The sequence below is a fragment of the Variovorax sp. GW823-FHT02B07 genome (assembly GCF_058797695.1).
Window position 1 is genome coordinate 781,839 of record NZ_JBXAJX010000002.1, and the last position, 25,873, is coordinate 807,711.

Genomic DNA, 25,873 nt, shown 5'->3' on the forward strand with positions numbered 1-25,873 from the left:
GTCAGTCTGCCTTGATGCCCGTCTTGTCGATCAGGGCCTTCCATTGCGCCGTCTCTTGCGCCGTCAGCGCAGCCAGTTCGGCCGGCGTCGAGCCCTCGGGTGTCAGGCCGAGTTGCAGCAGATGGCTTCGGAATGCGTCGCTCTTCAGAATCTCCTGCACCTCGGCGTTGAGTCGCACGATGACCGGCGCGGGCGTGCCCGCCGGTGCCCACAGGGCGTTCCAGCCGCTCAGCTCGAATCCGGGCAGGGTCTCCCGGACCGTCGGCACCTGCGGCAGGATGGAGAGTCGCGCGGGTGTGGTCACCGCCAAGGCCTTGACGCGACCGCCGCGAACCAGCGCCAGCGCCGAGGCCTGGGGCTCCAGCCGGACTTGCACGCGCCCCGCCATCAGCTCGGTGTTGGCATTGGCGCCACTGCGGTAGGGCACATGCAATAGATCGATGCCGCACTGCGCCTTGATGAGTTCCATGCCCAGGTGGAAGGCACTGCCATTGCCCGTGGAGGCATAGGCCAGCTTGCCGGGCTCGCGCTTCGCCAGGGCGATCAGCGACGGGAGGTCGGAGGCCGGCAGGCCGCTGTGGGCGAGCAGCACGTACCCGCCGCGCGCGACCAGGCTGATCGGCGCCATGTCCCTGGCCGGGTTGTAGGGCAGCCGCGGGTAGAGGTGCGGGTTCATCGTCGCCACCTGGTTCATGGCGTAGAGCAGCGTGTGCCCGTCGGCGGGCGCCTTGAGCGCCTTGTCGGTGCCGATGATCCCCGAGGCCCCCGGCATGCCTTCCACATAGACGGGGTTCGACAGGCGTGTCGACAAAGCTTCGGCGATCAGACGAGCCACGATCTCGGGTGCGCTGCCGGTGGTTGCGGGCACGATGACCTGGATCGGTTTGGACGGCCAGGCCGCGGCGGCAGCCCTGGCAGCGTTGCCGGCAAGGCCGGACAAGCCCAGGGCGATCGATTGCCCGAGGAGAGTGCGTCTGGAATACATGGTGGCGTGCTTCATGTGCGTTGTGCAGCCCGTTCAAGAATGGTGATGGTTGCGGCCGCTTCCTCGTGGCCCAGGAAGCCGCCGCCGTTCTCAGCAAGGGCCAGGCGCGCATTGGCCACCTGTCGCCCGCCGGCCTCGCCGCGCAATTGCAGGACGAGCTCATGGATCTGCATCAGGCCGGTGGCGCCGATGGGATGCCCCTTCGACTCCAGTCCCCCCGAGGGGTTGACGGGCCGGCGGCCGCCCAGTGCGGTGTGACCATGCTCCGCGAGCCATCCACCCTGGCCGGGCTCGCACAAGCCCAGGTGTTCGCACTGGACGATTTCTCCGAAGGCCGTGGCGTCATGGACCTCGCTCACGTCGATGTCTTCGGGCCCCACGCCGGCATCTGCGTAGGCACGCAGTGCGGCGCGGCGGCTGATGGGCGTCTCGCGTCCATCGACGCGGTCCGATCCGCTGACGAGAACACTGGCCCGCACGCGCACCGCACGCTTCGCATCGAAGCGCTCCAGGGCGTCCTCGCGCACGATCACCGCCGCAGCCGCGCCATCGCCGATCGGCGCGCACATCGGCAGAGTCAGGGGCCAGGTGATGGCGCGCGCCGCGAGCACCTCGTCGACCGACATCGCGACGCGATGCTGGGCCAACGGGTTGTGCACGGAGTGGCTGTGGTTCTTGGCGGCCACATGGGCCAGCTGCCGCTGCGTGGTGCCGTGGCGCGCCATGTGCGCGCGAGCCAGGGCCGCATAGATGTCCATGAAGACGCTGCGTTGCTGTGCGACGGGGGCTTGTGTGGGGTCCTCACCAGCTTGTTGTGCAAGAAAGCGCAGCAGTGCTTCAGGCCTTTCGGCGTCATGGGCGCCATCGAAGATGGAAAAGGTGCGGGCTTTGTCCGGGTGCGACAGCTTCTCCGCTCCCACCGCCAATGCGACGTCACACAACCCTGCACGCAGATGCGCGCAGGCGAGGTAGAAGGCGGTCGACGCACTGGCACATGCGTTCTCGACGTTGATGATCGGAATGCCATCCAATCCTGCCTCGCGCAGCGCCACCTGACCACCGATCATGTGCTGCCCCTGCAGCAGCGACTGGCCGACGTTGGCGAAGAACGCGGCACCCACCTGATCGGTCGTCGCGCCGGCGTCGGCCAGGGCGAGATCGATGGCCTGGCGGGCCATCGTGCGCAGCGCAACGTCCGCGAAGCGGCCCGTGGGCGTGCTGCCCACGCCCACGATGTACAGCGGAACCGTCATCTCAGGCCTTCGCTGCCGCGGCGGGCGCTGCCGTGCGGCGGATCCGGTTGCGCAGCGTACCGATGCCATGCGCTTCGAGCTCGATGACATCGCCATCGCGCAGCAGCCGGCCGGTCTCCACGCCGCAGCCACCTTCGAAGGTGCCCGAGGCGAAGAGTTCGCCAGGGTGCAGCGTGCACGAGCGACTGGCATAGCTCACGATGTCCTCGAAGGTCAGCTGCATGTCGGCGGTGCTGCGGGTGGTCTGGACGACGCCATTGAGCATCGACTGCACCTGCAGCTGGTAGAGGTCGGGGATCTCGTCCAGCGTGGCGATGCAGGGGCCGATGGCATAGGCGCCGTCGAAGTCCTTGCTCTTGCCAGCCGGGCTGCCCTCAGCCACTTGCGTATCCCGCGCGGTGAAGTCGTTGAACAGCGTGACCCCGAAGATGTGGTCGCGTGCTCGCGACACGGGGATGTCCTTGCCACCCACGCCGATGACGACGGCCAGTTCGAGTTCATAGTCCAGCGATTCGGCGAAACCCGGCCAGGCAATCTCGGCATCCGGCCCGGTCATGTTGAGCGGATTGCCGGTGTAGAAGCGAGGCACGGTGAACCAGTTCGGGGGCAACTCGAGCGAGCCATCGGCTTGTGCGGCGGCCATGGCGGCCTCCGGGTCGGCTGTTCGGGCGGCCAGTTGCTCGGCGCGTCGCCGCAGGAAGAACCTGGGGTGCTCGATCATGGTTCCCCAGTCCCGGATCAGCGGCGGATTGGGCAGCGGGGGAAGCAACGCGGCGCCGGCCAGGGACTCTGCAGCGCCGCCGTGCTTGGCGATCTGCGCACGCGCAAGGTCCCAGGATGCAGGGCCTGCGCGCAGGAAAGCCAACGCAGAGCCGAAGGCCTCTTCGCCAGGGTGGCGAGCCGTGAGGTCCAGCACGCCGTCGACGCCGATGAGGGCACCGAGGCGAGGTGCGTCAAAGCCCTCACGCACAAAAGTCACGATACGCATTGAAGTCGCTCCTCAGTTGGACAGGAAGGCCACGGCGCGGGCGGGGGCGGCGCTGGCGCGCGCCAGCTTCAACGGGAAGAAGCCCACGTGGAAGCCGCGAAGCGGCAGGGCACCGAGGTTGCACAGTTGCTGGACGATGAAGGCCTCCTTCTCGCGGATCGCCTTGTGGCCGTCCCACAGCTGCTGCTTGTCGCCCGTTTCCTTGAAGGCCTGGGCCATCACGGCGAAGGGACGGTCCCAGCCGACCGCATCGGTGCCGAGCACGGTGGCGCCTTGCTCCGACAGGAACAGCGTGCCTTCGCGGCTCATCCCCGGGTACTGAAAGAAGGCCGGCTCGCCCAGGCGATATCGCTCTTGCCCGGTTCGGATCAACACGGCGTCCCCGGGACGGATGGGCTCGCCCACTGCGGACAACGCCTGGCGAAGCGCATCGACGGGGATGGCCTGCCCAGGCTGTGCCCAAGGGCGCACATCGAGCACCTTGCCGGGGCAGAAGAGCTCGTTCAGTTCGACCTGGTCGATGGTGCGTGAGGTTCGCCCCTCGCAGGTCGATCCGCTGTGCAGCGGTGCGTCCACGTGCGTGCCGCAATGCGACGACATATCGTTGAGCACCTCCGAACCCCAACCCTCGCCGTCGGGCAAGTCGTCGTGGCTGCAGCCGAAGAAGTGGCAGAAGCGGTCGCGGCCGTCCGGCGTCGCCGGGTGGGAATAGTCCACCCGGGGCGCCACCACGCCCGCGGCGGCGGCCATGGCGGGAGGAAGCAGATCGCGGTCGTGCGGGTCCAGCGTCGAGGACAGATCGATCAATCTCATGAAGTCTCCTTTAAGTCATACGTGCGTATAAGTATACAACTGTATGATTTCAAGGATTGGCTGTCAACGAACTTCAATACCTCGCCACTTCCCTCATGCCCAAGCCCACCGCAGCGAAAACCGCCGTCTCTTCGAAGCGGCAGGCGCTTTCCGACACCACCGCAAACCAGATCCTCGACGCCGCCGAGGCCCTGTTTGCTGCACATGGCTACGGGGGCACCAGCATGCGAGCGATCGCGGAGCGGGCCAACGCCAACCTGGGAGCCTTCCACTACTACTGGGGATCGAAGCAGGCGCTGTGCAAGGCCGTGCTGGAGCGCCGCCTGGGGCCGGTGATGAAGGAGCGCAAGGAGCGCCTGGACGCATTCGAGGGTCGGAAGGTCCCGTTGCGAGACATCCTGCGGGCGTCCATGGCGCCCTCACTGCTTGTCGCGGGAGCCAGTGTCCAGGAGCGCGAGTCGTTCCGTGCGTTCTACGGCCGCATGTTGATGGACCCTGCCGATGAAGTGCATGCGCTGACAGCATCCATCGTGGACGATTTCGCGCGCCGCTTCGTGGATGTCGTAAGCCACGAGCTTCCTCACTTGAGCAGCGAAGAGTTCTACTGGCGCGTCATCTTCGTCTACGGCGCATTCTTCTATGCGCACAGCACGCACACGCGGGTGCAGGCGCTGTGGCCCGAGAAGTTGCAGCAGACCAGCATGGAGGCCGGTGTCGACTACCTGGTGAACTTCATCGAGGCGGGCCTCAAGGCAAAGCCGGCGCCCAGGTCCGCGGGTTGACGGGCCAGCTGACAGACAAGCGTCTGGTTGGGGGGCAGCACTGAGATACGTGATTCGAATGTTCCGGTCGCGCTGGCGGCCATGGCACTGCTCGTCCGAAACAAGAGGCCGGAGCGCCAATAACAGGACCCCTCACGAACGCCGGCTGCAGTGATCGAGATCGAAAGCGACCCGATCAAATGACGCTCAGGAAATGCGACTTCGTTCTCTACGCCGCGTCTTCCGGCATGCCATCAGCACCAAATGCGACACCGCGCTCTTCCAGCTTCTCGCGCGCGGCGTGGTGCACCACGCCGCGTTTGCGCGTGTCGGACTCCAGCAGCCTGCGCAACGTGGCCTGGCTGACATTGGCATTGCGCACCACTTCCATGCGGACGCCCCAGAACTTGTCATTCGCAAAACGATCCAGGATCTCTTCGTCTGCATCCGGGTTCATGGCCGCCACGGCGCGTATGGCCTGATTGGGATCAGTCAAGAAGGGCTCGAGCTCAACCGCATTGGCCGCTCCACTGGCAGCGATGTAACGAAGCGCCTCTGCAGCTTTCTGTTCAGTTGTCTTTTTGACCATTGCACTCTCAAAGTGATGAAGCTCACCGAGCTTCTCATGCGCAATGGTTGATGCATCCGAATTCCGGCTGCCCGGGTCGGATATGCGGCCATGAATCCCGCAACAATCTTCGCGAGCTGTGGGGGACGAAACGACTTTTCTCCAGCTTTCGGCTCAAGCCGGCGACGATGGCCGGGATCATCGGCGCGCCGCCGCGAGCGCTCAGTGCATCGAGTTGTGCATTGCCGAGCGAGCAGGCGGCAGTTGCTGCGATCGCATAGGGAATTTCAGGTCAAAGGGAGTTCCAATGCGGTCTACGACAGGCCGTTCTACGGGCTTGCCTGCCGGGATCGTCCTTAAAGCAGACATGGGCGGCCCCGAGTCCGGCGGCGGAAATCGTTGCATAGCAGCCCCTCGCAAGGATGAGCTGCCGGATTGCGCCCAGCACGCTTCTACCGCTTTCGGCGCGCTCTCAACAGCAGATAACTGGGTGTTCAACTTCTCCCGCTCGTGTCACAAGCATGAATTTGGCGTCCCCGGCGGTCACCCGAACTGCGGCAGCGGTAGGGCGTGCAGAATTCCACCAGGCTCACTTCTTTCCCGCTGAATCAGGTAGTACCGCGGCGGGTCACCCTGCCAAGAGGAAGGAAGAGCGCGGCGCGGGCTGATCAGCCGGGTGCGGCTTCAGCCACGCGCAACCGGTAGAGGCCGACGTCGACGAGCCCCGCGCGGAAGCCGGCCTCGCAGTAGGAGAGGTAGTAGGTCCACAAGCGCTTGAACGCGGCGTCGAAGCCGAGTGGCTCGATCTGCGGCCAGGCGGCGAGGAACCGGCGACGCCACTCTGCCAGGGTTCGCGCGTAGTCCTTGCCGAAGCAGCGGGAAGCCTCGATCACCAACCCTGCGCGTTGCGCCTGTTCCCGCAGCACGCGTGGACTGGGCAGCATGCCGCCGGGAAAGATGCAGTGCTGGATGAAATCGGTCCCCTGGCGGTAGCTGTCGAACTGCGCATCGGCGATCGTGATCGCCTGCAGCACCACCACGCCACCGGGCTTGAGGCGCTCGCGCAAGGTGGCGAAGTAGGTGGGCCAGTAGGCCTCGCCGACGGCCTCGATCATCTCGATGGACACGATGCGGTCGAACCGGCCCTGCACGTCGCGGTAGTCCTGCAGCCGCAGGTCGACCCGGTCGGCCACGCCCCAGTCCTGCGCGCGTTCGCGGGCGAAGGCCAGTTGCTCGCTCGACAGCGTGACGCCGGTGATGCGCGCTTCGTGCCGGCGGGCCAGGCTCGCGGCCAGCGTTCCCCAGCCGCAGCCGATCTCGAGCACGTCGCCCCCTTGCGGGGTGTCGAGCATGTCGGCGATGGCAGCGAGGCGGCGCGCCTGGGCGGCTTCCAGCGTGTCGTCGTTGGCATCGTTGAACATCGCGCTCGAGTACAGCATGCTGTCGTCCAGCCAGTGCCGGTAGAACGCGTTGCCCAGGTCATAGTGGAACGCGATGTTGTGCCGGCTTCCGCGCCGGCTGTTGCCGTGGGTCAGGTGCCGCAGCCGCGCCGCCCAGCGCGCCAGCCCGCGCCCCTTGAGCAGCGATCCCCAGGCCGACTCGTTGGCCAGGCCGAATTCGAACAAGGCCAGCAGGTCCGGACTTTCCCACTCGCCATCGCGGAACGACAGGGCCAGGCCCAGATCGCCTTGCAGCGCCAGGCGCAGCAGAGGGCGCCAGCTCAGCAGGCGCAGGCTCGCGTGCGGCCCGGGTTCGCGGCCGGCCACCTCGATGCACCGGCCGCCCGGAAGGCTCAAGGACAGCCGGCCGAAACGCGTGCGGGCCAGCAGCCGGCGCAGCGGCGAGAAGACCGGCGCGGCATCGAGCGCGGGTGCGGAAGGTGTGGTCAGGCTCATGGGGTCTTGTTCGAAGGAACGATGGTGAGGTCGTGGTCGGGGGCAGCCGGTCGCGGATGCAGCGGCACGCGCTTGATCCACAGGCGCAGGGCCTGCCAGTGGATGGCGGCCACCACCTTGAGGGTCAGCAACGGATGCGTGATGAACACGCGCAGCAGCGCCAGGTCGCTCAGGGGGGCGCGTTGGCCGTCGAGCCGCGCGTTGAGCACGGCGCCAGCCGCGTCGTGCACGCTGATGCCGACCGAGACCGCCTCGCCCGGCGGTGCGATGCGAAAGCGGTAGTGCAGGTCCATGCCGTTGAAGGGGGAGACGTACATCTGCTTGTCGCAGTGCTGCTCGACGATGGGCGCGCCGTCGTCAGCGACGGGGATCAGGTAGCTGTGCCGCTGCCCGAAGGTGTTGTTGACCTCGTACAGCAGCGCCTGCAGCGCGCCGCCGGGTGCATGGCAGAACCAGACGCTGAGCGGGTTGAACACATGGCCGAGCAGCCGCGGCATGGTCAGCAGCCGGATCGCGCCGCCGGTCGGAAGGCCGGCCTCGCGCAGCCGCTCCTCCACCTGGGCCCGCAGGTCGCGGCCCGAGCCGTCGCCATGGTCGGCGGCATGGAAGCTGAACAGGTTGAACCGGTCCACCGAGAAGCAGCGCAACCGGGCGTGCAACTGCGGCAGTTCGTCGATGTCGATCAGCAGGTTGTAGACCCGGTAGCTCAGCCGGTGCCGCTTCGGCCGCAGCCGCTGGTGCATGACGCGCCCGATGTAGAGTGCCGAGCCTCCGTGCGCATTCATGATGCGACGGTCTGTGCGCCTTGCGGCAGGTGGATGCGTCCGGACTCCTGCGCCACGCGCCAGGGCCGGCGCACGCCGCCGAGCGCTTCGGCGACGGCCAGGCCGGCCTGCAATCCGTCCTCGTGGAAGCCGGCGCCGAAGTAGGCGCCGCAGAACCAGGTGCGGCGCTGGCCCTGCAGCTGCCACAGCTGGCGCTGCGCGGCCATGGCCGCGGCATCGAACAGCGGGTGGTCGTAGACCTCGGTGCGGATCAGGTGCTCGGGCCGTGGGTCGATCGCCGGGTTCAGGGTCAGGAACAGCGGCTCGGCCGCCGCGCCCTGCGGCAGGTGGGGCTGCAGGCGGTTCATCCAGTAGGTCACCGTCGGGGCCGCCCCGCTGCCGCGCGTGCCGAGGTAGTTCCAGCTCGACCACACGGCGCGCCGCGCCGGCATCAGGGCCGGGTCGCGGTGCAGCACGGCCAGGTTGCGGCTGTAGGGCAGGGCACCGAGCAGGGCACGCTCGGCACCGGTGGGCGCGTCAAGCAGCGCCAGCGAGCGGTCCGCATGGGTGGCCAGGACCACCTGGTCGAAGCGTTCGGGCCACCAGCCAGCGCTGGTGCGAAGCCGCACACCCGCCGGCTCGCGATGCAGTTCGAGCACGGCCTGGTCCAGCTGGATGCGGTCGGCGATAGGCTGGCTGAGGCGCTGTACGTATTCGCGGCTGCCGCCCACCACGGTGCGCCAGATGGGGCGGCCGCTGATCTGCAGAAGCCCATGGTTCTCGCAGAACCGCACAAAGGCGGCAACCGGATAGCGACCCACCTGCGCCGCTGGCGTGGACCAGATGGCCGCAGCCATGGGGTAGAGATGGTCGTCGCGAAACGCGCGGCCATAGCCGTGGGCATCCAGGTAGTCGTCGAGCGCCTGGTCGCCTGCGAGCTGCGCATCGCGCGGCGCCTCGCGGTAGAACCGCAGCAGGTCGCGCAGCATGGCCCAGAAGCGGGGGCGCGCCAGGTTGCGCTTTTGCGCGAACAAGCCGCGCAGGTCGGTGCCGGCGTATTCGAGCCCGCCAGCGTCCAGGCTCACTGCGAACGACATGTCCGAGGCCGCGGTCGGCACGGCCAGGTGCTGGAACAACGCGGTGAGGTTCGGGTACGCGGGCTCGTTGTAGACGATGAAGCCGGTGTCCACCGGCACCGGGCCTTCCCGGCCTGGCGCGTCCACGGTATGGCTGTGGCCGCCCAGCCGAGGCTCGCTCTCGAACACCGTGACCTCGTGGCGCTGGGACAGCAGCCAGGCGCAGGACAGGCCCGAGATGCCGGTGCCGACGACGGCGATGCGCTGGCCGCCGGGCACCGAAGCAGGCATCGGCAAGGCGACAGGCGGGGCGAGAAGGGGCAGCATGGGGAGCCTTTGGCGAGTCTTGCTGCCCTGTACGCAGAAAACGGCCATTTGGATTGCCCGCGTGTCGCTGCGATGATCCGAATGCCGCTCCTTTGCGTATGACAGGACATGGCCGTTGCTCCCGATCCGTCCAACCCCAGTGCGGGCACTCCGGTGCCCCGCAGTCGCCGAGCGTCCATCTTGACCGTTGTCTCCCCCGATTCCCAGCCGTCTCCCCGCGCCGACGATCTCTGGGCCCAGGCGATGGTGGCTGTGGCGCAGCGACAGGACCGGGACGCGTTCGCGCAGCTGTTCTCGCATTTCGCGCCGCGCATCAAGCACTACCTGATGCACAGCGGCAGCCCGGCCATCCAGGCCGAGGAGCTGGCCCAGGAAGCCCTGGTCACCGTCTGGCGCAAGGCCGCGCTGTTCGATCCGGCCCGGGCGGCCGCCACGACCTGGATCTTCGCCATCGCGCGGAACCTGCGCGTGGACGCGCTGCGGCGGCGCCAGGGTGTGCAGTCGTCTGAAGACGCAGTCGACTTCGACCTGCTCCTGTCGGATGAGCCGGCTGTCGAAGACCAGCTGCACGACGCGCGCCTGAACGAACGGCTGCGCGGCGCGCTGCGCCAGCTTCCGCCCGAGCAGCAGCAGGTGCTGCACCTTTCCTATTTTGAAGACGCGCCGCATGCCCGCATCGCGGCCCAGCTGTGCATTCCGCTGGGCACGGTGAAGTCGCGCGTGCGCCTGGCGGTCGCCCAACTGCGCCGCCTGCTGGAACATTGACGATGGACATCCGACACCACCCCGACGACGACCTGCTGCTGGCCGGATCCTCCGGCCACTTGCCGGCTGGCATGCGACTGGTCCTGGCCAGCCACCTGGAACTGTGCCCGCTGTGCCGCGAGCGCGCGCGCGCACTCGATGCCGTGGGCGGCATCCTGCTCGATGACCTGGAAGCGGTCCCGCTTGCCGATGACGCGCTGTCGCGCACCTGGGCCCGGATCGATGCGCACGAAGGCGCTGAACCCGCCCCCGTGCGGGTCAGCGCGCCCCCACCGCTGCCGCCCGGTGCGCGCTGGCCGCGCGCGCTCGCTCATTGCAGTGCCACGCCCTGGCGCTGGATCGGCCCCGGCATGCGCTGGAGCCGTGTGACCGTGCCCGAGGCCCCGGAGGCCAACGTCTTTCTTCTGCGCATCGCGGCCGGCAAGTACCTGCCGCAGCACACGCACCAGGGGCAGGAGTTCACCCAGGTGCTGCACGGCCGCTTCCACGATGGCCGGGCCTTGTTCGGCCCCGGCGATTTCGATGCGGCCGATGCCGAGATCAACCACCAGCCGGTGGTCCAGGACGGCAGCGAGTGCATCTGCCTCGCCTCGCTGGACGGCCGGCTGCGCTTCGACGGGGCTATTGCACGCTTCTTCGGCGCGCTGGTCGGGATGTGAGGCGCGCCGCGACCCACGCCGACACGCCGCTCACGGCCGTGCCCCATGCCAGGTCAGCGGCCGTGACGACCCAGGGCCAGTCGCGCAGCGTGGCCTGGTTCGTCAGGTCATAGGTCGCGTAGGCCACGAGCCCGAGCAGCGCGCCGCGACGCAACGCCACGGCGGGCTCGCCAGCCTCCAGTGCCGGCGCGATCGCCAAGACGACCAGGCCGACCAGGTAGAGCGCATAGAACAGCGCCGCCGCCGTCCAGTCCACCTGCGGCGCCATCAGCGCACCGAGCGCGGGCTGGTACAGGCGCGGTCCCATGACCGACAGCCAGACGGCGTCCAGCACCAGAAAACACACGAGCGCCCACAGGTAGGCAGCGAGCAAGGTACGCGGGGATGGCTTCATGGGGTGCTCCGTGCAGGAGAGGTCAGTCGGTAGCTCAGTTGGCGATCGCCCTTGGTGTCAGCGTCGAGCCCGATCCAGCGTCCGCTGTCGGCGGCATACCAGATGCGGATGCGCTGCTGCGCCGCCTGCAGTCGCCAGCCGCGCGCCCGCACGGGCTGACCGCGGACCTCGAGGGTCGCATCGGGCAGCGGCTCGAAGCGGACCGGCTCGACCTTGCCCGTTTGGGGATCGATCAGGCGCTGTTGTTTCACCAACCGGGGATTCCAGTAGGCAAAGCTCATCGGGCAGTCGCCGTCGAAGCGCTGCGCGATCTGCTGGCGGGTGCCGTCGTCGTCGGTCTCGGCGCGCAGCTCACGCAGGCAGTCTCCGGCCCAGCGCTCCTCGGCCTGGTGCCGGTAGCGGTAGACCGGGATGCCGAGCATGCGCACGGTGAACAGGGCACGACTGTCGACGCTGCGCGTCGCCGCCGTGCCGCCGACGACAAAGCGATGGGTCCCGATCGGCTTGCTATCGAGCATGGCGGTGAAGTGCCATTCGCCCGCTTCCTCGTCACCTTCCTGTGCCACGGCCAGGCAGGTCGCCAGTGCCAGCATCAGCCCCAAGGCCCAGTGCTTCATGGACGGGCGCCGCGCCGCGGCGGCCAGGGGATGAAGGCACTGGTGCGTGCCGCGTAGCTGCGATAGGCGGGCCGGCGCTCGGCAATGTCGTGCTCCAGCAGCGCCACGCCCGACACCTTGAGCAGCAGGACGGTCATCAGCAGCGGAGACACCAGGCACCACGCCGCCGCCCATCCGCCCGCTGACAGCGCTGCCAACCCGAGGCCCCACCAAACGCAGGCCTCTCCGAAGTAGTTGGGGTGGCGCGACCAAGCCCAGAGGCCGCGGTCCATCACCGCATCCTCGCGGCGCGGGCCGCGCAGGAAGCGGGCGAGCTGGGCATCGGCCACGGCCTCGAAGACCACACCGCCGCCGGCCAGCAGCAGGGCCAGCACGTCCAGCCAGGACAGGGGCGACGGGTGCGCGAACGCGGCCAGCAGCGGCCAACCGACGATCCATGCCAACACCGCCTGGAGCCCGAACACGAGGTAAAGGCTTTTCAGGCCGAAGTGTGGTTCGTTGCGCGCACGCATGGCTTGGTAGCGGCGGTCTTCGCCGTGGCCCCAGTTGCGACGCCCGATGTGCAGCGCCAGCCGGCAAGCCCATATCAGCAGCAGCCCGAGCATCCAGACGCTGCGGGCGTCTAGCGCGTGGGCATGGGCACCGGCGTAGGCCAGGGCCGGCGCCGCGATCATCAGGGGCCAGATCCGGTCCGCCAGGCTGGCGTCGCGCACCACGACGCTGAACACCCAGACCGGCAACGCCAGGCCGAGGGCGATCGCCAGACCCAGGCATGCGAGCGACAGCATCACCGTTTCTCGAACAGGTAGTGACCGACCCACCACTGGCCGCCCTCGGCGTAGCCGAACAGCTCTTCCACCGAAATGAAGAAGAGCCGCCAGCGGGTCCACCACACCGGCGCGTCGCGCTCTCCGTAGACGGCGGCCAGCAGGGGCATGAGGGTGACCCGCCGGGCGTCCATGCGCGCCAGCCAGGCGGCCGAGGTCTGCGCGTAGTGGCGGCCATCCCAGCGCCAGCGGTGCAGCAGGCGCAAGTCGTCCTGGCAGCGCAGGGCAAGATCGTCGCTCGGCATCATGCCGCCGGAGAAAAAGTGGCGGCTCATCCAGTCGCTGGCATCGCGCTCCTCGAACGGGTAGGGCGCTTCGCGGTGAACGAAGACGTGCATGAAGAACCGCCCCTGCGGTTTCAACCAGCGGGCCACGTGCGAAAAGGCGCGCGGCCAGTTGCGCAGGTGCTCGAACATCTCCACCGACACCACCCGGTCGAAGCGCTCGCCGGTCTCGAAATCATTGAAGTCGCAGGTGATCACCTCGAGGTTGTCCAGGCCGCGTGTGGCGGCCTCGGCCGTAATGAACAGCCGCTGCGAGTGCGAATTGGAGACCGCCGTGATGCGGGAGCGTGGGAAGTGTTCGGCCATCCACAGGCTCAGCGAGCCCCAGCCGCAGCCCAGCTCCAGAATGCGCAGCCCGTCTTCCAGGCCGGCGCGGGCGCAGGTCTCGGCCAGTGCCGCCGCCTCGGCCTGCTCGAGCGTCTGCACTCCTTCAGGCCACCAGCAGCAGCTGTACTTCCGGTGGGGGCCCAGCACGCCTGTGAAGAACTCGGCGGGCAACTCGTAGTGCTGCTCGTTGGCTTTTTCGGGCAGCAGGGCCAACGGTGCCTCCTGCAGTCCGTCGAAAAATGCCTCCGAACGCAGGGCGACGGCTTCCGGGTCGCCGCTGTCCAGCTCGACCAGGCGCTGGCGCAGCAGCCGCCGCACGCCCAGCCGAACGGCGCCGTCGGGCACCAGGCCTTGTTCAACCCAATGGATGGCAGTGGAGGTGCTCGAGGCTTGGGGCATGGCGGTGGGGGCAGGAGGAGAGTCTCTTCTTCCTACGCCAGGCCGGCCGCAATGGATCACTGTTCGTCGGCTTCAGCGCATGGGGACTGAGGCGACGGTGCGAAGTACGGCGGTCGGACACTTGGCGGCGCTACAGGCCAGGCCCACTATCTCTGGACAAACTGGACATGCACCGCAAGAGCTGCGAAGCGGACGTAGCTGTGCACACGGCTCCCAGCATCAAGAGGGGGCTGAGCCCGCGCTGACGTTGATTTCACGAGGCTTGATGCATCGGCGCGTGGCGCGACCGGCCGACGATCCGGATCGGAGACGCAAGGGCCGTCTGAATCGCCGGATGGGCGGGCAGGTGCAAACCCTGGGTGAACGGCTAGACCACGCCCCGGAACAAGGGCAGGCAGGCCATTGCAAGCTGTTTGACGTGGCGGTCGTCGGTGCCGCAGCAGCCGCCCATGACATTGAGGCGCTTCAACCGGTGCATCTTGAGCGCGGCATAGGCATGCCCCAACTCCACCGGGTCGCCCGCATCCAATTCGGGCGCCTCGTTCAACTCGGCATGGCTCATCCTGGAGGCGTTCGCGCGCAGACCGCGAATCCGCCCAGCCCACGGCGCGTCGCCATGCACCACCTGCTGGAAGTGGCTGGGGTGGGCGCAGTTGATCATGAAGTAGGCCGGATAACCCGCGGTGGCGCCGTCCACCTGCTGGATGGCGTCCGCCAGGGACTGCCCCGTCGGCAGCCTGCCATCGGTCTCCACCGTGAAGGAAATGACGACGGGCATGTTCGCCTGCTTCGCGGCCAGCGCGATCCCCGACGCCTCTTCGACGTAGTTCATGGTGATGGCGGTCACCAGGTCGGCCGCGGTGCCGGCGAAGGTCTCGACCTGCGCACGATGGTAGTCCTGCGCTTCGCGCACCGACATGGCACGGTCAGGGACATAGCCGTCGCCGCGAGGTCCAAGGCATCCGCTGATGACGATCGGCGTCCGGCGGGTCTGGTAGGCATCGCGGATGTCCTCCAGCAGACCCACCAGCTGCCGGTCGACCGCCGCGAGCTCCTCGGGGCCGTAGCCCAGCCTGTTCCCCCAGTCTGGATTGGACCGCCAGGTTGCCGTTTCCAGAATCAGCCCGACGTCGAAGCTTCTGGCCAGCGCCGCGTAGGTCCGGAAATACTTCCGCAGCACTCTTTCGCCTTCCGGCGTCCGGAGCAGGTGAAAGGCGGCAAAGTCGGGAAGTTCCTGCCCCTCCAGAAAGATCAGGGTGGTCTCGATGCCGCCGTCGGTCATGAAGAAATCATCGCCGAGCTGCGGCAATGCGCTCCTGTAGGTTGCCATCGCTGACTCCTCTCATTCGGGTGTCCGAATGGCCGCAGCCGCCAAGGCGCCGGGCCCGCGAAGCGGATGATGACAGTGAGCGCCTCGCGGGCCAAGTGCCTGGCCAGCGGCGCGCCTTTTCCCCCTTCAGGCTTCGGCTGTCGTCGGCGGACACGCCGCAGGTGATTCTCGATGTTGCGTTCGGAAAGGCCCATGCTGGATGCAGGCTTCCGCCGGTCGCTTTCCGGCAGCCATCCAGCGCATGACCGTTTGTTCGCGCGGAGTCAGGCGATGCTCGAACCGCTGAGCCTTTCCGGTCGACGCCCGCACCCGGCGGCTCCGTGCAACGGCGTCAGCTCGTTCGGCGCTTCACATTCGGAACCAAGGCCTTGATCACCGCGTCGGCCATCCGATGAAGAGACGGCGCGTTCTGATAAACCCGCTCCATCACTGCCAGGCCTCGGGTGAATGTGATGACAACCTGCGCGGTTTCCTTGGGGGACAGCGACAGCTGTGTCGACATATCCCCCTTCGACATGGCGGCTGAGACGACGCCCTGGAGCTCGTCGAGCAACTGACGCAGCCGCTCCTGGATGCGCGGGCCTGCACCATCGACCTCCGTTGCCGTCTTCGTGGTGAGACAGCCCCGAGGCGGTACGCCCTGCGTCATGTTGGCGATCGCGACCTTGAAGAAGGCGCGCAACGCCGTCTCTGCACGGGGTTTGTCGAGGGCTGTGCGCGCGTTGTCCAGAAACCTGGTGGCGTACGCCTCGAAGGCCAGCAAGAACAGCTCCTCCTTGCCGCCATAGGCGTGATAGAGCGACCCGCGCTGCACATCGGCGGCCTCTGCCAGATCGGCCATGGACGTGGCCCGCCAGCCTTTTTGCCAGAACACGTCCAGCACCGCGTCCAGCACCTTGGCCTCATCGAACTGCCTGACTCCTGCCATGAGAAATCCTCGCGCTTTCTATTTTTGACAACAGCGTCAAACTTGACAATACTGTCAATGATAGTCCGTCCGCCACGCAGGCGATGCCCGCGGCGCCAGGCAAGAAACTTCCATCGTTCTGAAGGAACCCCAATCGATGACTCGGCTTTCTGCCTCACCGCCAGTTTCCCAGCTCGGCATCGATCGTCGATGGGTGGGTGTGCTGTTCGGACTCGCTTCGGCCCTGATCTGGGGCGCCTTTCCGGTCGTGACTCGCTTCGGGCTGACTCACACGGCACTGGACGTCTACGACATCACCTGCATCCGGTACACGGTCTCGGGCGTGATGCTGCTGCCGTTTCTCGTGCAACGAGGCCTCATGGGGCTGCGCTGGACATCCATCGCGCTCATGACCGCCGGCATTGGCGCGCCCTACATGCTGGTGGTCGCCTTCGGCCTGGGCATGGCGCCGGTGGAGCAGTTCGCCGTGGTCACGCCTGGCAGCATGATCCTGTTCTCGGCGCTCATCAGTGCCTGGGGACTCGGCGCCAGGCTCTCGCGCAGGGAGACGGCGGGCATTGCGCTGATCATCCTCGGGGTCGCGTTGGTCGGCTTCCACAATTTCAGCGCCGTCCGCTCCTCGCCGTGGGCCTACCTGATCTTCCTGCTGGGCGGGCTGCTGTGGGCCATCTACACGGTCTCGTCCAAGCAGTTCTCTGCATCGGCGCTGCACGCCACCGCCATCGTTTCGGTGTTCTCGATGATCATCTACCTGCCCGCCTACCTCGCGACGCGCGGGCTGCACCTGTTGCAAGCGCCGCTGGGCGACATCGGCGTGCAGGCGTTCTATCAGGGGGTCATGGTCTCCACGGTGGCCTTGTTCTTTTTCAGCAAGTCGGTGCAGATTCTGGGCGCAGCTGTCGGTGCCACGTTCGCTGCACTCGTTCCCGGCGCAGCGACGCTGCTGGCCCTGCTGGTTCTTGACGAGCGGCCCAGCGCCACAGCCATTGCGGGGCTTGTCATCGTCACAGGCGGCATGACGGCGATGCTGATACAGCAACGTCGATCCTCATCCCCCGTTGAATCCAGAGGACATTGAGTCCCTGAACCCGACAATTTCCGTCGAGGCGTTTCTGCATCGAGGGGCGCAGCTGCCTCCGTGCTTCATTCATCGAACAGGCGGCGCAGCCGCGAGGCCGTGGAGCAGCACCGTCCAGTGCTGCAGTCGGGTCATGGCGGCCTCGCGGCCTTTCTGCGCCGCTTGCGGACCGCTGCCGTCGTCGGCCAGCGCGATCAGTTCGTGGGCAGCCGTCGTCACGGCCCGCGCGAAATCCTCGGTGCGGCCCTGCCACACCACGATGCGATGGTGCAGGCCCATTTGCGCGGCGCGCTGCGCATTGATCGCCTGCTCGGGTTGGTCGGTCAGGAGCAGCAGGATCGGCTTGCGGTACACCGCCGCGACCGACAGCGCCGCCATGCCGGGCGCCGAGACGATGAAGGCGCTGCGCGCGGCCCGCTCGATCCAGTGCTCGTCCTGCGCGTGCCAGCCCGCGCGCTGTGCATAGCCTTCGCCGACGAGGTGCGCCGGCGCGCGCGCCTCGGCCAGCCCGCGCTCCAGGCCGTCGGCCAGTGCGGCTTCCTTGAAATGCGGGTTGAGGTACACGGCGGCCTGCGGCGCGAAGTCGTCGTGCGAGTCCGTGTCGGCGCCCACTACGGCCACCGGCGTAGCGAGCCGGTGACCGCAGCGTCCGTCGGCCTGCGGCTCGCCGTAGGCGAAATCGTGCGCGATGCGCGCGCGGCTGCGGTCGATCTGCCACGCGACGATGCGGCCGAAGCTATTCGCCATCCACGCCGGCATGCGCCCGCTGAAGTTGGTCTGCAGCGCATGCCGCAGGCTCGCGCCGTACACATGCACCACCTTGCGCCGCCAGACCGGCATCCACCCCATGAACAGCAGCGCGGGGTGGAAGGAGTCGTTCACCACCAGGTCCGCATCGCGGAACCACGCGCGCAGCCGAAGGATGTCGCGCAGCATGCGCTCCGGGCGGAACACGTAGTGCGCCACGTTGCGGTCGGTTTCGCGGCGCAGCATGTTCTGCTCGCGGTCGAACTGCACCGCGTAATGGCGCGAGAGCACCGGCGCCTCGATGCCGAAGCCGGCAAGAAAACGCGCGCCTTCATCGGAGGTGGTGAGCACCTGCACGTTCGCGCCCGCGGCGCGCAGCGAATGCGTGAGCAGCTGCGCGCGCATCAGGTGGCCGCGCGCGTCCGCAGTCGCGAGGTAGACGATGCGCGGCGGCATCGACGGACTCAGGCCGCCACCGGCCGCGCACGGCCGGGGCGCAGGCGCAAGGCCACGCCCGCGAGGTACATGCCCAGCGCGCCGGTGATGCCGAAGCCGCGCTCGGTGTCGCGCACCTCGCGCATCAGCTGTGCGAGCCTTGCTTCTTCGTGCGGCGCCACGCAGCGCTGCAGCGTGTGGCTGCACAGGCGGATGTGGCGGTCTTCGTCGGCCAGCACGCGCGTGAGCAGCGGGTGCAGCGCATGCCGCGGGCCGATCAGCGCGCAGTGGCGCTGCAGGATGCGCGAGGCCATCTGCTCGGCGGCGAGGCCGATCGCATACGCCGGCACGAGGCCACCGTGCGCGAAGTGCGGTGCATGGCGCTGGATGAGGCGCTGCCAGCGCGCGAGCTTGCGTTGGCTCAGCCAGTCGGGCTGCGGCGCCGCTTCCGGTGATGCGGCCGCCTGCGCCGTGCCGCCGCGCGCGACGATGGCGTCGGCGAAAAGCCGCGCATGCAGTTGCTCGTCGGCCAGGTGCTGGTCGAGCTGGCGTGTAAGCCATTCGGGCGCACTGGTGCGCAGCTCGCGCTGCAGCGCCTGCTCGGACGATTCCTCGCCGACCAGATACAGGCGCAGCAACATCACTTCGCCGGCGCGGCTCGCATGCATCTGGCGCAAGGCGGCGCGCTTGATGTGATGCACCAGCCGGGCCTGCAGCGCCGGCCAGCCACGCAGTTGCGGCGGTGCGAGGCAGTCGAATGCCGCGTTCGCCGGGGCGGTGTCAGCGTCCATCGGGTTTTTTGGCCACCGGGGTCTGCGGCTGCAGTTGCTGCCAACCGAGCACGAGGCCGATGAAACTGCCTTGGAGGAAGGCGCGCGCCGATGCATCGGCACCGGCGAACTCGCGCTGCTGGCCGTCGTAGCGCACGTAGCCCTTGCCGCCCGCGGCACCGAGCACCAGCTTCTCGTTCTTGTGGAAGCCACGCTGCATCAGCGGCAGCAGCAGCGATTGCGATTCGAGGCCATAGAGAAACAGGTCGCGCTGCACCACCTGGCGCGGAATCTGTCCGCTCAACGCCTGCAGCTCGAGCGACCAGTCGCCTTGCCGCATCGCTTCGGACAGCTCGCTGCCCTTGGCCCCCGGCGCGTGGAAATGCGCGCGCGCCACCGACTTGGAGGCGCGGCTCAACCCCAGGCCGACGGTGATGTCCGCATCGGTGGCGCCGCCTTTGCGGTTGTCCCGCACCTGCACGAATTCGTTGGCGAGCCGCGCGGCGATCGAAGGCCTGGCGAGCGTCTCGGCGATCTGCGCCGGCGTGAGCACCACGCGCTCAGCGCCGCCTTCGATCACCACGACCTGGTACGGGTCGATGCGGATGTCGCTGAACTCGCCGCCGACGGGCGAGTGCGCATGGCTGCTCACCGACCAGTCGTTGCCCGAGCGGCTCAGCAGCGCATGGAAGGTCAACGGCACGCGCTGGCCACTGTGGCGCGACTGGCCGGAGCCTTGCAGCAGTACATCGCCCACGACGGTCTTCTGGCCGTAGGTGCGTGGGTTCGCAAAGCGCAGAGTGTGCGCTGCGCTGTCGAGTGTGACGCGCGTGTCGGCATCGTCGAGCGCGAGGCGGTTGCACTCGTTCGCAGGGCCTGCGAGGGCGGAGAAGGGGCAGCCGCTGTCGGACTTGAAGTTGAAGACGCCGCGCCCGGTGAAGTCGGCGGCGCCCGCCGCGGCGCATGCACCGGCCAGCACGAGAAGGCCGATGAGGATGTTTTTCTTGTTCATGTCGGGCGATGGTAGGAAAGCGCCTGTGCATCCGCGTTCGTGCGGCCCGTCGTGTGCAGGCCGATGCCGCGCGCGAAGGCGCCCAGCATGTCGATGGCCGAGAAGCCCACGATCAGCGCCACGCCCGCGAGCCAGCGCAGGCCGCGCAGGGGCGGCAGGTCCTGGTGGTTGAGCGCGCGCACGCTGAAGCCCAGCCGCGTGAACAGCACGCACAGCGGCCCGATCGGCCCGCTCTTCGCGAGCCACTGCCAGCGCGCCGACACATAGCTGCGCAGGAGGTGCGGCGTGAGCGAATACGTGTCCTGCCCGCGCATCCAGCGCAGCTTGAGCGCTTCGGCGCGCGTGTCGGGCAGGCGGTGCTCGGTGTGGGCCGCGGCCGCGTAGTGGATGGGAACGTTGGCCGCCTTCAGCCGCATGCCCAGCACCTGGCAGTGCGCGCGGTACACGCCGTCGAGCGCCTGGTAGCTGTGCTGCTCGAACACGTCGCGGCGAAAGGCCACGTTGTTCGCGTAGAAGTTGCTCGTCGCGCCCGCGTGGTCGGCGTTGGGGAAGTACATGAAGTCGATGGTCGTGAGCGCGGTGCCCACGATGTTGGCCGCGTAGCTCGTACGGCCGGCCACCACCGCGGGCGCATCGGCGCCGCGCGTGAAGGGCGTGAGCATCTGCAGCAGCCAGTCGTCGTCGGGCAGGCAATCGGCATCGGCGAATACCACGTGGTCGCAGCGCGCCGCATCGGTGGCCGCGAAGCCGACGTTCTTGGCGTCGTAGTAGCCGGTGGCGGCATCGATGCGCACGAAATCGATGGGGCGGCCCGCCAGCGCCGTGACGGCCTCGCACGATGCGGCGCTCAGGCCGTCGTGCGTGATGACCACCTGGGCCAGGGTCGTCAGCGGCAACTGCTGCTTCGCCAACAGGGCGACCAGTCGCTGCAGGCTGGTGCTCGCGGCGGCTTCGGCATCCGCTCCGCCGCGCAGGTTGTTGGTCTCCAGGACCAGCGCGCAACGCGCGGCAACGTGATCGGGCATCATCGAATTTTCCTGTCGGGACATTGTTTTGAAGGCTTGCATCCTGCTTTTATCTCACAACCGCCGCCGCTGCCAGTGCCTTGGGGGAGGGCGCTGCGCATGAGGCTCGCCATCTTCGGCGCCGGTTATGTGGGCCTCAGCTTCGCCGCCTGCATGGCCGAAGCGGGGCACGAGGTGCTGTGCGCGGACGCCGATGCCGGCCGCATCGAGGGGCTGCAGCAGGGTCGGATGCCGCTGCACGAGCCGGGGCTGGAGGCGCTGGTGGCCGCAGGCCTCTCGACGGGGAAGCTGCGCTTCACGGCCGACGAGCGCGCGGCGAGCCTGCATGGCGACGTGCTCTTCATCGTGGTCAACACGCCGGCCGACGCGCAAGGCGATGTCGACCTGCGGCATGTGATGGCCGTGGCCCGCAGCATCGGGCAGCACCGGGACCGCGATGCCGTGGTCGTCTGCAAGTCCACCGCACCGGTCGGCACCGCGGAGCAGGTCGAGGCCGTGCTGCGCGCGGCGCTTTCGCAGCGCGGTGCGGCACATCGCGTCGCGGTGGCCGTGAACCCCGAGTTCCTGCGCGAGGGCTCGGCCGTGCGCGATTGCCGCCAGCCCGACCGTGTGGTGATCGGTGCGACCGACCCCGCGGCCATCGACCTACTGACACGGCTCTACGAACCCTTCGTGCGCGACCCGGCGAAGCAGCTGCTGGTGATGGACCGGCGCTCCGCCGAGCTCACCAAGTACGCCGCCAACGCGATGCTCGCGACCCGCATCAGCTTCATGAACGAGATGGCGCGCGTGGCCGAGCATGCGGGCGCCGACATCGAGATGGTGCGCCGCGGCATCGGCTCGGACCGGCGCATCGGCCCCGACTTCCTGCAAGCGGGTGCAGGCTATGGTGGCTCGTGCCTGGCGAAGGACGTGCGAGCGCTGCGGCATGCCGCCGATCGCGAGGGGCAGCCGCTGCGCATCCTCGCGGCCGTCGAGACCGCGAACCACGAGCAGAAGGGGCGCCTCTTCGACCTGATGACGCATCACTTCGAAGGCCGCATCGCGAACAAGACCATCGCGCTCTGGGGCCTGGCCTTCAAGCCCGACACCGACGACATGCGCGATGCGCCGAGCCTCGTGCTGCTGGAGCGCCTGTGGGCGGCGGGCGCGCACGTGCAGGTGCACGACCCGGCGGCGATGCCGAACGCGCGCGCCATCGTCGGCGAGCGCGGCGACGTGCGCTGGTGCGACACGCCCGAAGACGCATTGCAGGGCGCCGACGTGCTGGCGCTCGTGACCGAATGGCCCGTGTTCCGCCGCCCCGACCTGGCGCGCATCGCCAGCACATTGAAGGCGCCCGCGATCTTCGACGGCCGCAACCTCTACGACGCCGCCGAAGTCGAAGCCGCCGGCATCGCGTACTACGGCATCGGGCGCGGCCGGTCAGTGCGGCGCTGAATCGTCGTCAGCAGCGCATGCCGGTCACTCACCGGCTTTTGATCCATTGAAAACGTCAATCCCATGTCGGAACGAATCGAACTGAAGCTTGATTGGACAAGAAAACAGGTCCGACAACTGGCCGCAAACGGCGAGGTGTCCATCCTGCAATTTGCCGCCGCACAGGAGGTACCGCCTTCGCTGCTGGAAATCCTGAACGAAGATCTCTTCAGGGATCGGCCGGACATCACATGGCGGATGTATGGAAGCTACGCGCGTGTGTGCGATCTTTCTTGCCTGAGGCTCATGCCCCATGTCGAAAGGTTGAGCCTTGACTGCCTCACTCGCGTCAGCAATGCGCATGCGGTAGAGGCCTTGCCGAAGCTGAAGGAGTTCGTCTTTGATGTGTACGAAGCAGATTCGCTGGATGTGTTGAACGCAGTGCCCACAGACCTGCAAAGACTCAGAATCGGCAAGACGAAAACGAAGAAGACCGATCTTTTCGGGCTGGAGCGCTTTTCCCATCTGAGACAACTCGTTGTTGCCGGCCACACGCGAGGCCTCGAGGTGATTGGAAAGCTGTCGACCTTGAATGAGGTGTCCCTCATGGGGATGCCTCTGTCGAACCTGGTCTTTCTACGGCATCTGCCCCACCTGCATACGCTTCAACTGGGATTCGGAAGCGCGCAGAACCTGGACACGCTTGCGGGCCTGAACGCCCTGAGACACCTGGCACTGCTGCGGATCAAGGATTTGTCGGACCTGTCGGTCGTCAGCCAACTGGAGACGCTGCAAAGGTTGACCGCGCAAGATCAGCCACACCTTGCCAGCTTGCCCTCGTTGGCTGCGCTCGAGGATCTGGCGCTGATCGTCCTCAACAACGTGGGGCTGAAGGACCTGAGCTGGGTGGCCTCTGCACCGGCGCTCGAAAGCCTGGCCATGTTTCAGATGCCAATGCTGGTGCACGGTGACATCCAGAGTCTCCTGCGTCAGCCCGGCCCCCTGAAGCGCCTGATGGTGGGGTTGAAAAGCGCCCGCGAGCACAAGCTCGCGCGACAGGCGATCGAGGATTCAGGCCTGTGGGACGATGGCGGATGGTGGCGGTGACATCGCGACCCTTGGCGTGGTCGTCGCATTGAACTGCGAGGTGACGTCTGTACTCATCAATTCGGAGACGGCCTGCATGAGCATGGCCGCACTGACCGGCTTGGGCACCCCCACTCGCATATTCGGGCCAGCGCTCATTCCTGGCGCGCGTGGCTTTGGCGCACGGCTTGCAGATACCCGTCCAATGCAAGCAGGACCTCCTGAACCATGACGTCCGCGCTCGGCAACACGGCGCTCACCAGCAGCGTCTGCTTCACCAAAGCATCGACGACGGTGTAGGCGCCGAAGGCCACGCGCGCATCGTGCAGCCCTTCGGGCCAGTCCACCGCGCACGTCAGTGCCTTGCCGAAGAGGTTGACGTTGTGCTGGTACAGGCGGTTGTAGACGAGCTGCGGCGAGACGCGGCGCTCGATGGAGCTCAGCACCCGCCAGCGCCCGCCGCCCTCGAGCATCGTGTGCACCTGGGTCTGCGCCAGCAGACGCGTGATCTCGCTCAGCGTGCGTTGGCCTTCCGCCTGGACGACGTCGTCCACCGCGCTCGACAGCGCCGTCGAGAGCTTGCGCACCCAGGTGCGCACGGTCATGGCCGCGACCGCTTCCTTGCCGGGGAAGTACTGGTAGACGCTCCCGACGCTGACGCCGGCCACGTTGGCGATGTCGCGCATCGACGTCTTCTCGTAGCCCTTTTCCAGCAGCAGGAGCACGAAGGCGTCTTGGATGGCGATGGAGGTCATCCATGCGCGTGACTGGGAGGGCTTGCGTCGGGGTTTGAGGGCGGTCGTCATGGCTGAAAAGCGAACACCGGGACGGCGCACGCAAGGAGGAGGGCCTCGTTGCAGAGGGAAATCAAGGCCTCGGGGCGCGTCCCGAAAACTGAACATGCCTGCCCGGTCGATTTCCTAGACTTCTTTCAACCCAAGGCAGCCGGTGGCCGCGAGCCCCGAACCTCACTTCAATCCAAGGCCAACGCGCGCACTCGTCATTCTTGCATGTCACCTCCTGCGACCTACAAAGCACCCTTGCGCGAACTGCGCTTCGTCCTGAGCGATCGGCTCGGCGTCGATGAAGAACTGGAGGTGCTTCGCCCCGCCGCCGTCCCGCACCGCCTCGCAAGGCCGAAGGGGGACCCGACGCGAGGCGTTCGCCCCGCGCCATGACCACCATCTACATCGACGAAAGCGGCCACAGTGGCGACATGGTCGGCAGCGGCACGGGCTACGACTTCAAGCGGCAGCCCTACTTTGCATTGGCGGGCGTCGGGCTGCAGGACGAAGAGGAGTGGGATGCGCGCCTCCAGTCGTTGCGCGATCGCCATCGCATTCCTTCGGGCGAACCCGGTGCCCGATCGCTGGCATCCAGGCCGGAGTTCTCCGCGGCGGTGATCCACGCCTTGCTCGACCGGCGGGCCCCGCTTTTTGTCGAGCTGGTCGACAAGCGCTACTTCATCTGCAGCTGCATCACGTCGTTCCAGCTGCTGCCGTCCTGCCTTGGCTACCCCGAGTCGATGCGGCTCGACTTCCTCAGGAACGCCGTCGCGGATTTCCTGCACGTCCATGCCGATGCGCAGGTGCTGGACAGCTTCGTCGCGTCCTGCCTGACGCCGGAGGCTGGAACACTTCACGCATCCTTTGCCAGCCTGCGCGAGCTGGCCACGCAAACCGCCGAGGAGGAAGAGGCCGCGGCGCAGGTCGCCAAGGGGTTCGGTCGCATCGTCGAAGCGGCGAACACCGAGTACCACGCGCTGAGTGGGGCCCAGCACCAGCCCTGGCTGGAGTTTCTTCCGCCTCCCGAACTCAACACGGCTTCGACGCAGGCCTGGACGCTGCCGAACCTGGCGTCGTTCATGCGCATCTACGCCCGGATCGACCTCTACTACCGGCACTGCCTGGCCGATGTCCGGCTGGTGCACGACCAGAATTTCGAGGTGCAGCGCATCCTGGGGCAGGGGAGGGCCGCCGCCGAAGGACCGGAGAGTGCGATGGAACTGCTGTGCACGCCTCCGTCCGACCACCGCTTCGAGGACGTGGCCGCCCTCGATTTCAGGCAGTCGCACGAAGCGGCCGGCGTGCAGATGGCCGAGGTGGTGGCGGGCGCCACGATGCGCTTCTTTCGCGACCTGCACGCAGGCACAGGCGTGTGCCCCGCGCTGCGCGAGGCCATGGTGCGGCTGATCTCCGAAGGGGACGAGCGCACGGGGTACGGCCTCAAGCAGGTGGTGCCGACCCGCCAGGTTCGCATCGGTGCCGAAGAGGCGTGGGCCTGAGCGGACGATCGCGTCTCGTCGACCGCCGACGCGGAACCTTCGGGCGAGCAGGGCCTC

At 67.5% G+C, this 25,873-nt stretch carries 26 protein-coding genes; 7 read left to right on the forward strand and 19 right to left on the reverse strand.

Going from position 1 to position 25,873, the window contains the following annotated elements:
- Nucleotide 1: 1 nt before the first annotated feature.
- Genes AC1RGU_RS14795 through AC1RGU_RS14810 form a run of 4 tightly spaced genes read right to left on the reverse strand, consistent with a single transcriptional unit; the run spans nucleotide 2 to nucleotide 4,033 of the window.
- Complete coding sequence (locus AC1RGU_RS14795) at nucleotides 2–1,000, reverse strand: Bug family tripartite tricarboxylate transporter substrate binding protein (protein WP_492696682.1); 999 nt, start codon at nucleotides 998–1,000, stop codon at nucleotides 2–4.
- A complete protein-coding gene (locus tag AC1RGU_RS14800) occupies nucleotides 997–2,238 on the reverse strand; it encodes a thiolase family protein (RefSeq protein WP_492696683.1) in 1,242 nt (413 codons plus the stop codon). Before AC1RGU_RS14800 ends, AC1RGU_RS14795 begins: the two co-directional genes overlap by 4 nt.
- Nucleotide 2,239: 1 nt before the next feature.
- Nucleotides 2,240–3,226 carry a fumarylacetoacetate hydrolase family protein gene (locus AC1RGU_RS14805; protein ID WP_492696684.1) on the reverse strand — a complete coding sequence of 329 codons (987 nt, stop codon included), beginning with the start codon at nucleotides 3,224–3,226 and terminating at the stop codon, nucleotides 2,240–2,242.
- A gap of 12 nt (nucleotides 3,227–3,238) precedes the next feature.
- Nucleotides 3,239–4,033 carry a cyclase family protein gene (locus tag AC1RGU_RS14810; protein WP_062469561.1) on the reverse strand — a complete coding sequence of 265 codons (795 nt, stop codon included), beginning with the start codon at nucleotides 4,031–4,033 and terminating at the stop codon, nucleotides 3,239–3,241.
- Nucleotides 4,034–4,134: 101 nt separating this feature from the next.
- Between AC1RGU_RS14810 and AC1RGU_RS14815 the strand changes: the two genes are divergently transcribed.
- Nucleotides 4,135–4,821 carry a TetR/AcrR family transcriptional regulator gene (locus tag AC1RGU_RS14815; RefSeq protein ID WP_492684219.1) on the forward strand — a complete coding sequence of 229 codons (687 nt, stop codon included), beginning with the start codon at nucleotides 4,135–4,137 and terminating at the stop codon, nucleotides 4,819–4,821.
- A 208-nt stretch (nucleotides 4,822–5,029) separates the two neighbouring features.
- Here AC1RGU_RS14815 and AC1RGU_RS14820 read toward each other — a convergent pair whose 3' ends face one another.
- The 4 genes from AC1RGU_RS14820 to AC1RGU_RS14835 form a co-directional block, all read right to left on the reverse strand.
- Nucleotides 5,030–5,389, reverse strand: coding sequence for a hypothetical protein (locus tag AC1RGU_RS14820; protein ID WP_159271265.1), 360 nt, complete (start codon nucleotides 5,387–5,389; stop codon nucleotides 5,030–5,032).
- 647 nt (nucleotides 5,390–6,036) lie between these two features.
- Complete coding sequence (locus AC1RGU_RS14825) at nucleotides 6,037–7,263, reverse strand: class I SAM-dependent methyltransferase (protein WP_492696685.1); 1,227 nt, start codon at nucleotides 7,261–7,263, stop codon at nucleotides 6,037–6,039.
- Nucleotides 7,260–8,048, reverse strand: a complete 789-nt coding sequence (locus AC1RGU_RS14830; RefSeq protein ID WP_492696686.1) for a DUF1365 domain-containing protein — start codon at nucleotides 8,046–8,048, stop codon at nucleotides 7,260–7,262. Before AC1RGU_RS14830 ends, AC1RGU_RS14825 begins: the two co-directional genes overlap by 4 nt.
- On the reverse strand, nucleotides 8,045–9,430 hold the full coding sequence (locus AC1RGU_RS14835) for an NAD(P)/FAD-dependent oxidoreductase (protein ID WP_492696687.1): 1,386 nt from the start codon (nucleotides 9,428–9,430) through the stop codon (nucleotides 8,045–8,047). Before AC1RGU_RS14835 ends, AC1RGU_RS14830 begins: the two co-directional genes overlap by 4 nt.
- 180 nt (nucleotides 9,431–9,610) lie before the next feature.
- On the opposite strand from AC1RGU_RS14835, the gene AC1RGU_RS14840 reads away from it, so the two are divergent.
- Nucleotides 9,611–10,195, forward strand: coding sequence for a sigma-70 family RNA polymerase sigma factor (locus AC1RGU_RS14840; RefSeq protein ID WP_492696688.1), 585 nt, complete (start codon nucleotides 9,611–9,613; stop codon nucleotides 10,193–10,195).
- 2 nt (nucleotides 10,196–10,197) lie between these two features.
- Nucleotides 10,198–10,854, forward strand: coding sequence for a ChrR family anti-sigma-E factor (locus AC1RGU_RS14845; protein ID WP_492696689.1), 657 nt, complete (start codon nucleotides 10,198–10,200; stop codon nucleotides 10,852–10,854).
- On the opposite strand, the gene AC1RGU_RS14850 is transcribed toward AC1RGU_RS14845, so the two are convergent.
- The 6 genes from AC1RGU_RS14850 to AC1RGU_RS14875 all read right to left on the reverse strand — a co-directional run bounded on the left by AC1RGU_RS14850 (nucleotide 10,817) and on the right by AC1RGU_RS14875 (nucleotide 15,960).
- A complete protein-coding gene (locus tag AC1RGU_RS14850; protein WP_492696690.1) occupies nucleotides 10,817–11,248 on the reverse strand; it encodes a DUF2177 family protein in 432 nt (143 codons plus the stop codon). The two genes, AC1RGU_RS14845 and AC1RGU_RS14850, sit on opposite strands and share 38 nt — an antisense overlap.
- On the reverse strand, nucleotides 11,245–11,865 hold the full coding sequence (locus tag AC1RGU_RS14855; protein ID WP_492696691.1) for a DUF6134 family protein: 621 nt from the start codon (nucleotides 11,863–11,865) through the stop codon (nucleotides 11,245–11,247). The genes AC1RGU_RS14850 and AC1RGU_RS14855 overlap by 4 nt, the downstream gene beginning before the upstream one ends.
- Nucleotides 11,862–12,653: a DUF1295 domain-containing protein gene (locus AC1RGU_RS14860; protein WP_492697093.1), complete on the reverse strand. Its 792-nt coding sequence runs from the start codon at nucleotides 12,651–12,653 to the stop codon at nucleotides 11,862–11,864. The genes AC1RGU_RS14855 and AC1RGU_RS14860 overlap by 4 nt, the downstream gene beginning before the upstream one ends.
- Nucleotides 12,653–13,702, reverse strand: a complete 1,050-nt coding sequence (locus AC1RGU_RS14865; protein WP_492696692.1) for an SAM-dependent methyltransferase — start codon at nucleotides 13,700–13,702, stop codon at nucleotides 12,653–12,655. The genes AC1RGU_RS14860 and AC1RGU_RS14865 overlap by 1 nt, the downstream gene beginning before the upstream one ends.
- Before the next feature lie 367 nt (nucleotides 13,703–14,069).
- Nucleotides 14,070–15,032, reverse strand: coding sequence for a homocysteine S-methyltransferase family protein (locus tag AC1RGU_RS14870; protein WP_492696693.1), 963 nt, complete (start codon nucleotides 15,030–15,032; stop codon nucleotides 14,070–14,072).
- Nucleotides 15,033–15,363: 331 nt separating this feature from the next.
- Nucleotides 15,364–15,960, reverse strand: coding sequence for a TetR/AcrR family transcriptional regulator (locus tag AC1RGU_RS14875; protein ID WP_492696694.1), 597 nt, complete (start codon nucleotides 15,958–15,960; stop codon nucleotides 15,364–15,366).
- 136 nt (nucleotides 15,961–16,096) lie between these two features.
- On the opposite strand from AC1RGU_RS14875, the gene AC1RGU_RS14880 reads away from it, so the two are divergent.
- A complete protein-coding gene (locus AC1RGU_RS14880) occupies nucleotides 16,097–17,038 on the forward strand; it encodes a DMT family transporter (RefSeq protein WP_492696695.1) in 942 nt (313 codons plus the stop codon).
- A 69-nt stretch (nucleotides 17,039–17,107) separates the two neighbouring features.
- Here the strand turns inward: AC1RGU_RS14880 and AC1RGU_RS14885 are convergent, their stop codons facing one another.
- Genes AC1RGU_RS14885 through AC1RGU_RS14900 form a run of 4 tightly spaced genes read right to left on the reverse strand, consistent with a single transcriptional unit; the run spans nucleotide 17,108 to nucleotide 21,030 of the window.
- Complete coding sequence (locus AC1RGU_RS14885; RefSeq protein WP_492696696.1) at nucleotides 17,108–18,241, reverse strand: glycosyltransferase family protein; 1,134 nt, start codon at nucleotides 18,239–18,241, stop codon at nucleotides 17,108–17,110.
- Between the two features lie 8 nt (nucleotides 18,242–18,249).
- Nucleotides 18,250–19,011: a hypothetical protein gene (locus AC1RGU_RS14890; RefSeq protein ID WP_492696697.1), complete on the reverse strand. Its 762-nt coding sequence runs from the start codon at nucleotides 19,009–19,011 to the stop codon at nucleotides 18,250–18,252.
- Complete coding sequence (locus tag AC1RGU_RS14895) at nucleotides 19,001–20,002, reverse strand: hypothetical protein (RefSeq protein WP_492696698.1); 1,002 nt, start codon at nucleotides 20,000–20,002, stop codon at nucleotides 19,001–19,003. Before AC1RGU_RS14895 ends, AC1RGU_RS14890 begins: the two co-directional genes overlap by 11 nt.
- Nucleotides 19,999–21,030 (reverse strand): glycosyltransferase family 2 protein, encoded by a 1,032-nt coding sequence (locus AC1RGU_RS14900; RefSeq protein ID WP_492696699.1) that lies wholly within the window; start codon nucleotides 21,028–21,030, stop codon nucleotides 19,999–20,001. Before AC1RGU_RS14900 ends, AC1RGU_RS14895 begins: the two co-directional genes overlap by 4 nt.
- A 96-nt stretch (nucleotides 21,031–21,126) precedes the next feature.
- Between AC1RGU_RS14900 and AC1RGU_RS14905 the strand changes: the two genes are divergently transcribed.
- Both AC1RGU_RS14905 and AC1RGU_RS14910 read left to right on the forward strand, forming a co-directional pair.
- A complete protein-coding gene (locus AC1RGU_RS14905) occupies nucleotides 21,127–22,467 on the forward strand; it encodes a UDP-glucose dehydrogenase family protein (protein WP_492696700.1) in 1,341 nt (446 codons plus the stop codon).
- Nucleotides 22,468–22,530: 63 nt separating this feature from the next.
- Nucleotides 22,531–23,553 carry a leucine-rich repeat domain-containing protein gene (locus AC1RGU_RS14910; protein WP_492696701.1) on the forward strand — a complete coding sequence of 341 codons (1,023 nt, stop codon included), beginning with the start codon at nucleotides 22,531–22,533 and terminating at the stop codon, nucleotides 23,551–23,553.
- 134 nt (nucleotides 23,554–23,687) lie between these two features.
- Here AC1RGU_RS14910 and AC1RGU_RS14915 read toward each other — a convergent pair whose 3' ends face one another.
- Nucleotides 23,688–24,338 carry a TetR/AcrR family transcriptional regulator gene (locus AC1RGU_RS14915; protein WP_492696702.1) on the reverse strand — a complete coding sequence of 217 codons (651 nt, stop codon included), beginning with the start codon at nucleotides 24,336–24,338 and terminating at the stop codon, nucleotides 23,688–23,690.
- A 368-nt stretch (nucleotides 24,339–24,706) separates the two neighbouring features.
- Here AC1RGU_RS14915 and AC1RGU_RS14920 point away from each other — a divergent pair, with 368 nt between their 5' ends.
- Nucleotides 24,707–25,816 (forward strand): DUF3800 domain-containing protein, encoded by a 1,110-nt coding sequence (locus AC1RGU_RS14920; RefSeq protein ID WP_492696703.1) that lies wholly within the window; start codon nucleotides 24,707–24,709, stop codon nucleotides 25,814–25,816.
- The last annotated feature ends 57 nt before the right edge of the window (nucleotides 25,817–25,873 follow it).